The organism is Porphyromonas canoris (assembly GCF_000765975.1).
In the GTDB taxonomy this organism is placed as follows: Bacteria; Bacteroidota; Bacteroidia; order Bacteroidales; family Porphyromonadaceae; genus Porphyromonas_A; species Porphyromonas_A canoris.
Genome location: NZ_JQZX01000008.1, coordinates 93271 through 105606 on the forward strand (window position 1 = coordinate 93271; position 12336 = coordinate 105606).

At 42.8% G+C, this 12336-nt stretch carries 12 protein-coding genes; all 12 read right to left on the reverse strand.

Going from position 1 to position 12336, the window contains the following annotated elements; genetic code table 11:
- Positions 1-20: 20 nt before the first annotated feature.
- The 12 genes from HQ29_RS03405 to HQ29_RS03460 all read right to left on the reverse strand — a co-directional run bounded on the left by HQ29_RS03405 (position 21) and on the right by HQ29_RS03460 (position 11914).
- A complete protein-coding gene (locus tag HQ29_RS03405; RefSeq protein ID WP_036791122.1) occupies positions 21-794 on the reverse strand; it encodes an enoyl-CoA hydratase-related protein in 774 nt (257 codons plus the stop codon).
- A gap of 7 nt (positions 795-801) precedes the next feature.
- Positions 802-2010 (reverse strand): acetyl-CoA C-acetyltransferase, encoded by a 1209-nt coding sequence (locus HQ29_RS03410; RefSeq protein WP_036867560.1) that lies wholly within the window; start codon positions 2008-2010, stop codon positions 802-804.
- A 43-nt stretch (positions 2011-2053) separates the two neighbouring features.
- The gene (locus HQ29_RS03415; RefSeq protein ID WP_036867562.1) at positions 2054-2713 is read right to left on the reverse strand and encodes a 3-oxoacid CoA-transferase subunit B; all 660 of its coding nucleotides are present in this window, start codon (positions 2711-2713) and stop codon (positions 2054-2056) included.
- A gap of 12 nt (positions 2714-2725) precedes the next feature.
- Positions 2726-3517, reverse strand: coding sequence for a lysine 5,6-aminomutase subunit beta (gene kamE / locus HQ29_RS03420; RefSeq protein ID WP_036791130.1), 792 nt, complete (start codon positions 3515-3517; stop codon positions 2726-2728).
- A gap of 28 nt (positions 3518-3545) precedes the next feature.
- Positions 3546-5102 carry a lysine 5,6-aminomutase subunit alpha gene (gene kamD / locus HQ29_RS03425; RefSeq protein ID WP_036792633.1) on the reverse strand — a complete coding sequence of 519 codons (1557 nt, stop codon included), beginning with the start codon at positions 5100-5102 and terminating at the stop codon, positions 3546-3548.
- 26 nt (positions 5103-5128) lie between these two features.
- Positions 5129-6529: a lysine 5,6-aminomutase reactivase ATPase KamC gene (gene kamC / locus HQ29_RS03430; RefSeq protein ID WP_081964559.1), complete on the reverse strand. Its 1401-nt coding sequence runs from the start codon at positions 6527-6529 to the stop codon at positions 5129-5131.
- A complete protein-coding gene (kamB, locus tag HQ29_RS03435; protein WP_200878514.1) occupies positions 6526-7527 on the reverse strand; it encodes a lysine 5,6-aminomutase reactivase subunit KamB in 1002 nt (333 codons plus the stop codon). Before kamB ends, kamC begins: the two co-directional genes overlap by 4 nt.
- Positions 7528-7554: 27 nt before the next feature.
- Positions 7555-8799, reverse strand: a complete 1245-nt coding sequence (gene kamA / locus HQ29_RS03440) for a lysine 2,3-aminomutase (RefSeq protein ID WP_036791136.1) — start codon at positions 8797-8799, stop codon at positions 7555-7557.
- Between the two features lie 5 nt (positions 8800-8804).
- Entirely contained in the window at positions 8805-9845 is a 1041-nt protein-coding gene (gene kdd / locus HQ29_RS03445) for an L-erythro-3,5-diaminohexanoate dehydrogenase (protein ID WP_036791139.1), read from the reverse strand.
- 46 nt (positions 9846-9891) lie between these two features.
- The gene (gene kce, locus HQ29_RS03450) at positions 9892-10710 is read right to left on the reverse strand and encodes a 3-keto-5-aminohexanoate cleavage enzyme (protein ID WP_036791142.1); all 819 of its coding nucleotides are present in this window, start codon (positions 10708-10710) and stop codon (positions 9892-9894) included.
- A 148-nt stretch (positions 10711-10858) separates the two neighbouring features.
- On the reverse strand, positions 10859-11242 hold the full coding sequence (gene kal / locus HQ29_RS03455) for a 3-aminobutyryl-CoA ammonia lyase (protein WP_036791144.1): 384 nt from the start codon (positions 11240-11242) through the stop codon (positions 10859-10861).
- Positions 11243-11263: 21 nt separating this feature from the next.
- Positions 11264-11914: a CoA transferase subunit A gene (locus HQ29_RS03460; protein ID WP_036848175.1), complete on the reverse strand. Its 651-nt coding sequence runs from the start codon at positions 11912-11914 to the stop codon at positions 11264-11266.
- Between the last annotated feature and the right edge of the window lie 422 nt (positions 11915-12336).

Sequence of the window (12336 nt, forward strand, 5' to 3'; positions counted from 1 at the left end):
AGTGTTGATGGTTATTGTGTTTATCTGCCTTTGAATACGACCTTCTCTTTCTTCAGGAATGCTTCCATTCCTCTCTTCTGATCTTCTGTTTCAAAGCATTGGGCAAAAAGATCGACTTCAAGTTCTATCCCTTCTTCTATACTCAAGTCCCAACCTTCATTGATGGCTCTCTTGGACAGATGTACAGCGATAGGAGCTTTTTTTGCAATTAGTCTTGCCAAAAGAATGGCTTCCTGCATGAGTGTCTCATGCGGTACAACGGTGTTGATGAGACCGATACGTTCTGCTTCTTCCGCACCAATGATTTTTCCTGTAAAGATAAGCTCTTTAGCCTTACAGAACCCTATGGCTCTGGCTAAACGTTGAGTGCCGGAAAAACCAGGAGTTATGCCGAGTCCTACTTCCGGCTGCCCAAACTTAGCTTTATCGGATGCAAGACGAATATCACAGGCTAAAACGAGTTCGCAACCACCTCCCAAGGCAAAGCCGTTTACTGCTGCAATGACAGGCTTAGGAGAAGCCTCTATACGGCGAAAGACAGCTGCACCAAGCGTCCCAAACTCTTTGGCTGCCACATGATCCATCTTACTCATAGCCTGTATATCTGCTCCGGCTACAAAGGCTCGGTCTGTTCCGGTGAGGATGATCACTCTAACGTCTTCATTCTGCTCCACTTCTTCAAAGCGAAGAATGAGTTCTTTTATCAGAGCAGTATGAAGAGCGTTGAGTGTTTTGACGTCATCTATACGAAGAACCGCTACATGCCCATCTATTTCTGTATGTACGTGGCTCATGCAGAGTTTATTTTACAGACTTAATGATAATGGCTGTTCCCATACCTCCTCCGATACAGAGAGAAGCAAGACCATACTCCTTTCCATATCTCTTAAGTTCGTGCACAAGAGATACAAGAATTCTGTTCCCACTTGCACCGATAGGATGGCCCAAAGCAATAGCTCCTCCATGAATATTGGTACGTTCGTCAATCCATTCACGAGAGACTCCGTGTTCTTCAATCAATCCTTTGATTACTCCAAGAGATTGTGCTGCAAATGCTTCGTTAAGCTCTATGATCTCCATGTCGGACAATTTCATGCCTGCACGTTGCAGAGCAGAGCGAATAGCAGGAACAGGACCAAGCCCCATTACTTGAGGATCTACACCGCCTTCTCCAAATGCAACAATCTCAGCAAGAGGAGTAAGATTGTACTTCTTTACCGCGTCTTCATCTGCCAACATCACAAAAGAAGCACCATCGTTCAGTCCCGAAGCATTGCCGGCAGTTACTGTTCCTTCTTTTTTGAAAGCAGGACGCAACTTGGCTAATTTCTCTAAAGAAGAACCTCTATTGGGGAATTCGTCTTTTTCAAATAGAATGGTCTCTTTTTTAGTTATGATTTCAACCGGAACAATTTCTTCTTTGAACTTGTCTCCATCTACGGCTGCGATAGCCTTTTCTTGGGAAAGTATTGCAAAACGATCTTGATCTTCTCTTGAGATACCACACTGGTCTGCGATATTTTCTGCAGTAATTCCCATGTGATAGTTGTGGTAAGCATCTGTAAGACCATCATTTACCATGTGGTCTATGGCTTGAAGGTTGCCCATCTTGAAACCGGAACGCACATCCCCCGGAAGGATGAAACCGGCATTCGTCATGGATTCCGTGCCACCTGCAATAACCACAGAGGCAAACCCAGCCATAATATCTGTAATACCATTCATCACTGCTTTCATGCCACTTCCGCATACCATATTTATGGAGTAAGCGGTCTTTTCTTGTGGGATACCTCCTAAAATGGCACACTGACGAGCAACGCCCTGTTTCTGTCCGGCAGAAAGAACATTTCCTGCAATGAGAGTATCTACAACAGAAGGATCGATCTTAGTTTCTTCCAAGATGTTGCGAACAACCATTGCTCCAAGTTGAGCAGGGCTGAATGGGGATAGGCTACCCATGAATTTGCCTATAGGTGTGCGCTTTGCAGCAACAATAAATACTTTTTTCATCTGTATAATGTTATAATATCTTTTTCTGAGATTTTTCTGAGCACTAAACTGCCATAGCTGTGATATTCTCTCTGAAGATGAGTGGAGCTGCTGTCGCTGCTTCTACATCTTCTTTGGTAAACTCCGGATGTATTTCTGCTACTTCCAGACCTTTTTCAGTGACAAAAATAACACACATTTCTGTAATAATCATGTCTACCGCTTCTCTTGCTGTAAGAGGAAGAGTACACTCCGTCATAATCTTAGGAGCACCTTTTGCAGTATGCTCCATGGCAAGAATCACTTTACGTGTTCCTGTAAGAAGGTCCATAGCTCCTCCCATGCCCGGAACCATCTTTCCCGGAATATTCCAGTTGGCAAGATTTCCTTTTACATCAACTTGAAGTGCTCCTAAAACACTGATGTCTACGTGTCCTCCGCGAATGATGGCAAAAGATGTTGCACTATCGAAGGAAGCAGCTCCTACATCGGGAAGAATGGCACCACCTCCGGCATTGATGTAGTTAGGATCTTCACTCCCGGCTTCCGGAGTACGTCCCATACCTATAAGTCCATTTTCCGATTGCAAGTATACCTTGATATCGGGACTGAGATAGTTTGGAACAAGAGTCGGAAGACCTATTCCTAAGTTTACCACATCACCGTCCTTTAATTCTTGAGCCACCCGGCGAGCAATGACTTCTCGTATCTGATTTTTATCCATAAGGTATAGGTTTTATTGTTTATTAAGTCTTCGGTCTAATTCTTGGGCAACAAAAGAAGCGACATCATCAGCATAAGTGTTCATACCAAATCCGGCGTCGTATCCCAACTCTTTTGCCAACTCATGGGAGATACGGGGACCTCCTGCACACAATATGACTTTATCTCTGAGACCTTCTGCTTCCAACATTTCTACAAGCTCTATCATGTTCTTTATGTGTACATCTTTTTGAGTAACGGTCTGTGAAACAAGAAGCGCATCCGCTCCGATCTCAATCGCTTTGGCTATGAAATCTTCATTCAATACCTGACTGCCCATATTGAGTGCTTCAAACATCTCGTAGCGTTCCAGACCATAGTGCCCTGCAAAACCTTTCATGTTCATGATTGCATCAATACCCACTGTATGAGCATCTGTTCCCGTACTTGCTCCCACTACAACGATTTTACGACCAATATGCTCTTTGATAAAGTCATCGGTCATCTGCATGTCCCATTTTTCGGAATCAACCTTGGGAACATGAATCTGAGTGTAATCTATCGTCACGGTAGAGCTGCCGTAGCAGTTGAAGAAAGTAAATCCTTCCGTTAACTCTTTGTGATACACTATTTGGGGATTATCAAATCCCATTTTCCTTAAAAGTTGTTTTGCCGCCTCAATGGCTTCGTCTCCTGCAGGTACTGGAAGGGTAAAACTAATCTGAGTTTTACCATCATTCATGGTATCGCCGTATGGTTTTATTTTGGTCAGATCCAGCGTTTGGTCGAAATCGTTGGCTTCTGTAGAATATAATCCTCCGCTCATAACTGTAATATACGATTGTTAGATGTTACTATTTTACCGGGTTCATAATCTCAATGAAAGGATTGTAATAGTGCTCTCCCTTCATTACAACTCCTGCAAGACCTTTACCTCCATTCATTGGACGCTTTACATCTGCAAAGATTCCTTTCTCAATAGCAGTGAAAAGTCCTACTTTTTCGAGTTCATCCAGTAGTTTGATAGTCTTAGCCAAGACTTCTTTTGCTCTTGTTTGAATGATGCCTCCCTCCTTATATTCCATCTCTTCTCCTATGGAACGCATGTTGTTGAAGATATATTTTGCATTTTCGATGGAAAGATACCTATCGCTCATAAATGGAGTATGGATAGCTTCGGTAGGCATTCCCAAGAGCTGAATACCTTGATGTGTCCAAATTCCAATCATATTAAACAGGGCATCCTGGAGGTGTCCTCTAAAGATATTTCCTGTCATAAACTTTGTCGGAGGCATATATTTTAGAGGAGCTTTTGGGAAGATCTCTCTTGTCATCTGTGCTTGTGCCAATTCATATAAGAAACCATTTTCAAGTTCTGGATCCATTTCAAAAGCATGACCGAGTCCCATTTGCTCTTCCGGAAGACCGGCAAGAAGTGCAAGCTGTTCATTGATGATATCAGAAGCCAATACCGTATGAGCTTCTTCTACTGCATCTGCTGTTGTGAGATAGTTGTCTTCTCCTGTATTTATGATAACTCCAGCAAAACCATTGATGACGCGAGACATGAATTGGTCAACAAGAGTTCGTTGCATATTGATGTCGCGGAAGAGAATACCATAAAGCGCATCATTCAACATGACATCCAAGCCTTCCAATGCTCCCATTGCTGCAATCTCCGGCATACATAGTCCGGAACAATAGTTACAGAGACGAATGTATCGCCCGACTTCTTCTCCGACTTTGTCCAATGCTTGACGCATAATTCGGAAGTTTTCCTGAGTCGCAAATGTTCCTCCAAAACCTTCTGTCGTGGCACCATAAGGGACATAGTCGAGAAGACTCTGCCCAGTGGTACGAATTACGGCAATAATATCTGCTCCCTGCCTTGCAGCAGCTTCTGCTTGTACAACATCTTCGTATATATTACCGGTAGCAACAATCACATAGAGATAAGGCTTAGAACCTTCACCGATAGTAGCCAGATAGTGTTCTCTTTTCTTGCGTCTATCTGAAATCTTAGTGATACTTTCATCTACAGAAGGCTTCAGTGTCTTTGCTACTTCTTCTTTGGAAATGTAAGGGAAAGAAGTAATATCCATTTCTCCGGCTCCTACTTTTTCAGCGATCTGTTGGGCTGAAAGCTTGGTTGCAGCCATTGCATTCGCCAAAAAGAAGAGAACACCATGTTCCAGTACTCCTTTGCTTTTAAGATCATCGACAAGGACATTGGGTAGAGGCACCCCATTGGCATCTACATTATCCACGCCTATAAGGCGACAAAGTGTGCGTTCTACCGCCACAGTAGAGTAATCTTTTACGAAGTCTTGCACTCCATCTGCAATCTTTCGAGCAACGCTTCTTGCGTACTCTACATCCTTAAAGTCTATTCCTAATTTACTTTTCTGCATCATTGCTACTGCTGATACTTTATATTTTATATGTTATTCTTCAAATGTCTTTTGATGTGTAGAAGAAATTCATCGTTTACTCCTACTATCTCAGCTATACGGATAGCCTCATGAGGCACATCTCGTGCTGTGGTCTCTTCTAATGAATAGTCTATATAATCATTTATATGCTCTACGCTTACTTTGCCGGAAGTACACCTTTCTTCTCTGAAACCTTTTACTCTAAGTTTTCTTACAGGCATATCTATGCCATAGTGAGTGGTAATAACGGCACGTACATTCTCTTTTACCAAAAACTCCAACATTCCACATACAATGGCTTGTCCTTCTACCGGATTCGTTGTTCTTGCCAATTCGTCTATGAGGACCAGCATAGACGTTCCCTTTTGTGCTTCTAAAACAATGTCGTTGACTTTTAGCATTTCAGAAGCATAAGAAGATAAGCCTCTGCTCTCATCTTCTCCGTCTCCGGATATTATAGCAATCCTTTTTACCGGAGCAACTGTTGCAGAGGTTGCCGGAATAAAAAATCCAAACTGTGTCAAGGTTTGTGCAAGAGCAATACTTTTCAGGAAAACACTCTTCCCGGCCATATTTGCTCCGGTAACCACGGTTGGACTTTGGGGTAAAACTACATCAACGGGCTGAAACCTTTTTCCTTTTTCCTCTAAGTAAGTACTGACTTCCGGATGGAATAGTCCCTCAAAATATGTCTTCTCCTCGACTATTGAAGGCTTGCAGAGGGTCATTTTGATCGCTTGCTTAGCTTTAGCCAATAAGAGATCCAAATGTCCCATTTCATTCAGAGCTACAACAAGGCTTGATGCATATTCTTGCAGTTTGGCTGTCAAGGTTGTACGAATGTCATCTTCAAGACGAACAGACTGAATACGTACACTCTCTATTTCCTCTTCCGGATAGCCCTTTTCTGCCATGTGTCGTATTTGAGCCCTTAGTGAAGCCAGAGTCGGAGAGTAAGAATCATAGATATAAAAATGAGGGATGCGTTTGCCTTCCGGGTCCAGCAAGTCAACAACAGGTTCCAAGTCAGGAACGAATAGGAAAGAAAGATTTAGCTGCTCTCCCAATTCCCGGCAGTGTACCGCTAATAGAGCCAAATTTTTTATCTCAAAGAGCTCTATATCGGTCAGTTGAACCTTTGCTGACAGGCTTGAAAGAGTTCCTTTGATATCTCTTAACTGCATCAACTTTACTTCCATGACAGTAACAGGTTCTTTGAATTCCGGAGAGAGTAATCTTTCTTTTAGCAACTCTACTTCAGAAAGAGCTTGTTCTATTTCTGTCTTATCGGTCAGGAACGGAGACTCTGAAAGGCATCTGCGCCCAACAGGAGAGAGAATGCTCAAATCCTCAAGCATAAAGCGAAATCCGCTTATCTCTTCTAGCGCTTGCTTAATCGACATCATATTCTTTTAATATCATATACCGGGATTTGCAGAGCCTCTTGCATCTCTTCTTTCAGTAGATCCGAATTGAGGCAGATCCCATTCGGAGCCAGAGGATTTATGGTAACGGCTATGAGATTGGTTTGTTGAAGAGTTCTTACAATATTTCCTTCCCTTTCGTAGGCATCAAGGACATTGGGAGAGAGAAATAGCTTTGTAAAGTCTTGAACAATCAGCTCTACATTTCTTTTTTGTAATCTGAGAGTCTCCAAGAACTTATCACTTACCAACCCCGATACGTATATCCTATTCCCAAAACCAAATAGCTCTTTGGTGCTTTTCTCTGCCAAGAAAATCGACGGTATTCCCAAATCATGAATCGCATCATTTTCATCAACAGCCCAAATCCCTCCCGTTATGTTTGATAGGGATGAGGCTAAGGCAGATTCAATAGCCGAGATACCTATAAGCCGTTTTACAAACTGTGTTTGACGCACGAGTTGAGAAATGTTGGCAGAAAGAGCGGCTCCTGTTGCAAGTACCATGGCATCCGTTACAGCCGGAGAAGCCAAGCTCATACGGGAGAGAGCTCCATCTACCAATGTTGTCTCTATATTTAGTCCCTTTAGTCGCTTTATCAGTCTTTTTGTACCCGCCGTATTGGATGGACCTGAGATCAAACACTTCCCCGATAGTACGGAACGTGCTGTTATGAGTCTTCCCAAAGCCGTTTGTTCACTACTGACATCCAATATTTCGGAGATGAGCCTGCGCCTTTGATAGTGATTTTCAGAAGTAACAAAGGTCATCCCTTCATATATGGTTATTTCCGGCTTCGGTGTCCTGGTTACACGATCGGTATCTTCGCCATCCACCCCAATAGAAGTTAAAGCAATAGAGGTATCCATCGTGCTTATTCTACGAAGAATATAATTAAGACACTCTGTCTTTCCGGTATTCTTCTCCAAGCCAACGATGGATACACTCTCGTGCTCTAATATGTCTTTTATAAAAGGCATACTTTTAAGGGGGCATGGTCTTTTGCCTTAGTGTTCGTTCCGTTTGTGTCTTGCAAGTTCTTTAGGTTCTATGGAAAGTTGTTGACCTCCCAATAGTGCAGCAACGCCTTCTTTGGCTTTCTGCTTCTTGCACTCCTCGCAGTGACACTCTTCTACATAATCTTCCGGTTCGGTATAAGTGCTTATAACACCTTCGTAGTTGCGCACTACCACACGATTAGGACTTTGAGAGATCATGTACGATGGCATAACCGGTATTTTACCGCCACCACCGGGAGCATCTATAACGAAAGTCGGTACTGCATAGCCGGAAGTATGTCCGCGAAGATTCTCAATGATTTCTATACCCTTGGATACAGGAGTACGGAAGTGTCCGATACCCATACTTTGGTCACATATATAGATATAGTAAGGACGAACACGGATTTTTACCAACTCATGTACCAGCTTCTTCATAATATGAGTACAATCATTGATTCCACGCAGGAGTACGCTTTGATTTCCCAAAGGGACACCGGCATTTGCCAAACGTGCACAAGCTTCTGACGACTCCTTTGTTATCTCGTTCGGGTGATTAAAGTGTGTATTCAGCCATATCGGATGATACTTCTTTATCATTTCACAAAACTCAGGAGTAATACGCTGAGGCATTACAACCGGAGTTCTTGATCCGAAGCGGATAATTTCCACATGAGGAATTTCTCTAAGACGTTGCAGTATGTACTCAATCTTGGAGTCGCTCATAAGAAGAGCATCTCCTCCGGAAAGTAGAACGTCTCTTACCTGAGGAGTACGTGCTATGTAGTCTATGCACGCATCTATACGCTTTTGAGGAGAAGCAGCGTCTCTTTGTCCGGCAAAGCGACGTCTTGTACAGTGTCTGCAATACATTGCACACATATCCGTGATGAGGAATAAAACTCTGTCCGGATAGCGGTGTGTAAGTCCCGGAACAGGAGAGTCGCTATCTTCATGAAGAGGGTCCTGTAAATCCGAAGGACTTACATGAAGCTCATTTTCTGTCGGAATAGACTGCTTTCTTACCGGGTCATGAGGATCGTTAGGGTCTATCAAACTTAAATAGTAAGGTGTGATAGACATTCTTATAGTCTTGAGGCTTTCTCGAATCCCTTGCTCCTCTTCCGGTGTGAGAGAAATATACTTTTTAAGGTCTTCGACAGTCTCTATTCTGTTTTTTACCTGCCATTTCCAATCGTTCCATTCTTCATCTGAAACATTCGGAAAGAACAGTTTCCTATTACTTTCTCTCATAAGGCTTATGCGTAGAGTTCTGTGAAAATCTTTCTTAGAGCTTCAGACTCTCTGAGTTCTTGAAGAGTGATTTCAGCGTGTCCTTTGGTATAACCGTTACCGATCAACATAGTCACGTCGCTACCTACACCTTCTGCTCCAAGAGCCGCTTTCGTAAAGCTTGTAGCCATAGAGAAGAAGTAAACTATACCTGTATCCTTAGTGATAAGGATGCTTGTCATTTCTGTATCAGGTATGTTAACATTATTGATTGTTACATCAGCAAGCTCTCCATTTGTAAGAGCCTCTATCTTTTCCAATACGGGAACAGGTTGAGTTGCATCTGCCGAGAATACATGATCACAAAAACCTAAAGAGATAAGACGATCCGTACTCTTTTGAGAATGAGTAATGCCAATAACCTTACCGGTTACACCCGCACGTTTTTTTGCCTCATAGCAGCAAAGCATACCGGACTTACCACCCGCTCCAATAATTACCACTGTATCACCCGGACGAACAAGTTTTGCTGTTTGAGCCGGAGCTCCTGCTACGTCAAGAGCAGAAAGAGCCAATTTTTCGGGGAGATCTGCCGGAATTTTAGCATAGATACCACTCTCGAACAAGATAGCTTTTCCGTCTATATCTACTTGATCCACATCTTTACGAATCTCTTTGATCTTGTCTATTCGTAGTGGGGTTAGTGAAAGAGAAACAAGAGTAGCTATTTTGTCACCGACCTTAAGGTCTGTCTTACCTACAAGAGCATCTCCGATTTTTTCCACAGTTCCGAGAAGCATACCACCCGAACCTGTCCAAGGATTGCGGTGCTTGCCTTGTTTCTCTACTATTTCCATCATGATCTCAGCAATTCTCTTTTCATCGCCATTTGCACGAGCAGAAATATCTGTGAAAGAAGCCGAGTCTATATTTAGAGTTTGTACATCGATGAGTATCTCATTGTCATAGATCTCATCCATATTGTTGTCGATCTTATTTGCCGGTTGTGGAAGGACGCCTACCGGTTCTATCACGCGGTGTGTTCCGTACTTATTGCCTTTTTTCATAACGGTTGTTTCAATTATTTTTTTGTTAGAATACTTTGTTTAGTCCTTATTTGATACTTAAAATTTGTCTTGCTTCATCAGGAGTGGCAATCTCTCTGCCGAACATTTTTGCCATTGCAACAACTTTCTCCACAAGTTCTCCATTAGATTTAGCCAATACGCCCTTAGAGATGAATACATTGTCTTCAAATCCGACACGCACATGACCTCCATCTATGATGGCAAGCATGGCTAAAGGGAATTCATATCGACCTACTCCTGCAACGGTATAAGTAGCATCGCTTGGAATACTGCCACGAAGGAAAACAAAGTCTCTCATCTCTCCGGCAATACCGCCATTTACTCCCATTACAAAGTCAAAGTGCATCGGAGATTGGATATATCCTTTTTTTGCCAGGCGGAGCGCCATGTCGATCATACTCTTGTCAAACACCTCAAGTTCAGGTTTAATGCCCAATTCTATCATGCGTTGTCCAAAATACTTGATCGTATTTTCTGTGTTTGTGAATACTTCATCACCACCGAAGTTGAGTGTTCCGCAGTCCAAAGTAGCCATTTCGGGCTTGAGTTCGGTGGGTTGAAGACGCTCATCATTTGTCATACCCACAGCTCCTCCCGTAGAAGGTTGGATGATAACACCCGGACAAGCTGCGTATATGGCATCCATTACCTCTTTGAATCTTTGCTTATCCTGTGTCGGAGTACCATCATCCCAACGGACATGCAGGTGGATGATACTTGCTCCTGCATCAAATGCAGACTTTGCTTCTCTTACGCACTCTTCCACAGTGTAAGGTACTGCGGGGTTGTGTTCTTTAGTTACCTCCGCTCCGGAGATAGCTGCTGTGATAATAAGTTTTTCCATTGTGTCTATTTCTGATAAGGAGCAAAAGAACGAGAGATACGAGACACGCTTCACCCGATACTTGCTCGGTGTTAGTAATTTCTTGTTAAAGAACTTATTCGCATTTCTATCCCCCGATCTTGTTAAAGGACCAAAGGATCAAGAAGATTTATTTTCTTTGACACTCTTTAGGCACCACGCATGTTCCGCTGGCACGACACACCACGATAGGTTCTTCCAAGACATCAGCTGCAGAAGCAGAAATATCTGTTCTTGGGCGGATTACCTTTCTCGCCTCGAATACCATTTTACGAGAAGTGTTGCCCAATTTTGTGATTTCTCCTGTCGCTTCGATATAGTCTCCGGCAAATACAGGATTAAGGAACTCCACGTTATCATACGCGACAAAGAGACCTTCGTCTCCATCTTGAGCGATAAGAAGTTCGGTTGCAACATCTCCAAAAAGTTGGAGCATCTTTGCTCCATCTACAAGATTTCCACCATAGTGAGCGTCATGAGAACTCATGCGCACGCGAATCAACGATTTTTTCATACTATTAAAAGTTCTATTTCATTAGTGTTGTACGATATGATCAACAAAGATATGAGGCGTGTGTATGCTCTCCGGAGCCAAAGAGCCTGCCGGGACTATCTCTTCAATCTCTGCAATGACAAGATCGGCAGCCATAGCCATAAGTGGATTGAAGTTTTGGGTTGTACCTTTATATATAAGGTTACCCATTTCGTCTCCTGTGGAAGCACCTATCAAAGCAATATCCGCACGCAGAGGTTTCTCCAACAGAAAGATCTTTCCATCCACTTCCACTTGGGGCTTCCCTTCTTCTATGATGGTACCTAAGCCGACCGGAGTGAGTACACCTCCAAGTCCGGAACCACCACAACGGATGCGTTCTGCCAATGTCCCTTGAGGAGAAAACTCTATCTCCATCTCGCCATTACGCATCTTTTCTCCTGAGTGAGGATTAGTGCCGATGTGAGAAACAATCAGTTTTTTTACTTGATTATTTGCAACAAGCTTCCCACATCCTTTGTCCGGAAATCCGGAGTCATTCACGATGAGAGTCAAGTCTTTCACGCCTTTCTCTACAAGAAGGTCTATGATATTTTCAGGGGATCCGTTTCCAAGAAAGCCGCCAATCATGAGAGTCATGCCATCTTTTACTTTCGCGGCTGCTTCAGCCGCAGAGATCAACTTCTTAGCCATGTGGTGTAATAGTTTTTACGTTGTAAAGCCTGCCTTTATTTGCAGGGCATCTACTTCTTATATTATTGTATTCTATATTCTTCAGTGTCGTTTTTTCATCTTCCAGGGAACACCTTTTTACCCATACTCATCTGTCTTTTTCAAAAAGGTTTTCTTCTGGCAATGCGAATGTAAGGAAAAAAAATTGTGTCTGCAAAAAACCACACTTCTTGGGGCTATTCTTTTTCCGGTATTTCAAGAATAAGACCTTTTCAGGAACAGGCATAGGGATGTTTTTGTCAAAAAAGATCCCTTCATAAGGATCTTTAGATTTTTCCCCTGTACGTTTTCCAAATAAAACGGAGCTATATAAAAAAAGAATATCTAATTCTCTTTCTTATAGTGCTTTTTGACTATCTTTGCCCTGCTCATATATCAGGACA

Coding starts and splice junctions, on each gene's coding strand:
- HQ29_RS03405 (WP_036791122.1), bottom strand. CDS start 794: ATGAGCCACGTACATACAGAAATAGATGGGCATGTAGCGGTTCTTCGT.
- kamE (WP_036791130.1), bottom strand. CDS start 3,517: ATGAGCGGAGGATTATATTCTACAGAAGCCAACGATTTCGACCAAACG.
- kdd (WP_036791139.1), bottom strand. CDS start 9,845: ATGAAAAAAGGCAATAAGTACGGAACACACCGCGTGATAGAACCGGTA.
- kal (WP_036791144.1), bottom strand. CDS start 11,242: ATGAAAAAATCGTTGATTCGCGTGCGCATGAGTTCTCATGACGCTCAC.
- HQ29_RS03460 (WP_036848175.1), bottom strand. CDS start 11,914: ATGGCTAAGAAGTTGATCTCTGCGGCTGAAGCAGCCGCGAAAGTAAAA.
- kce (WP_036791142.1), bottom strand. CDS start 10,710: ATGGAAAAACTTATTATCACAGCAGCTATCTCCGGAGCGGAGGTAACT.
- kamD (WP_036792633.1), bottom strand. CDS start 5,102: ATGCAGAAAAGTAAATTAGGAATAGACTTTAAGGATGTAGAGTACGCA.
- HQ29_RS03410 (WP_036867560.1), bottom strand. CDS start 2,010: ATGAAAAAAGTATTTATTGTTGCTGCAAAGCGCACACCTATAGGCAAA.
- kamA (WP_036791136.1), bottom strand. CDS start 8,799: ATGAGAGAAAGTAATAGGAAACTGTTCTTTCCGAATGTTTCAGATGAA.
- kamB (WP_200878514.1), bottom strand. CDS start 7,527: ATGCCTTTTATAAAAGACATATTAGAGCACGAGAGTGTATCCATCGTT.
- kamC (WP_081964559.1), bottom strand. CDS start 6,529: ATGATGTCGATTAAGCAAGCGCTAGAAGAGATAAGCGGATTTCGCTTT.
- HQ29_RS03415 (WP_036867562.1), bottom strand. CDS start 2,713: ATGGATAAAAATCAGATACGAGAAGTCATTGCTCGCCGGGTGGCTCAA.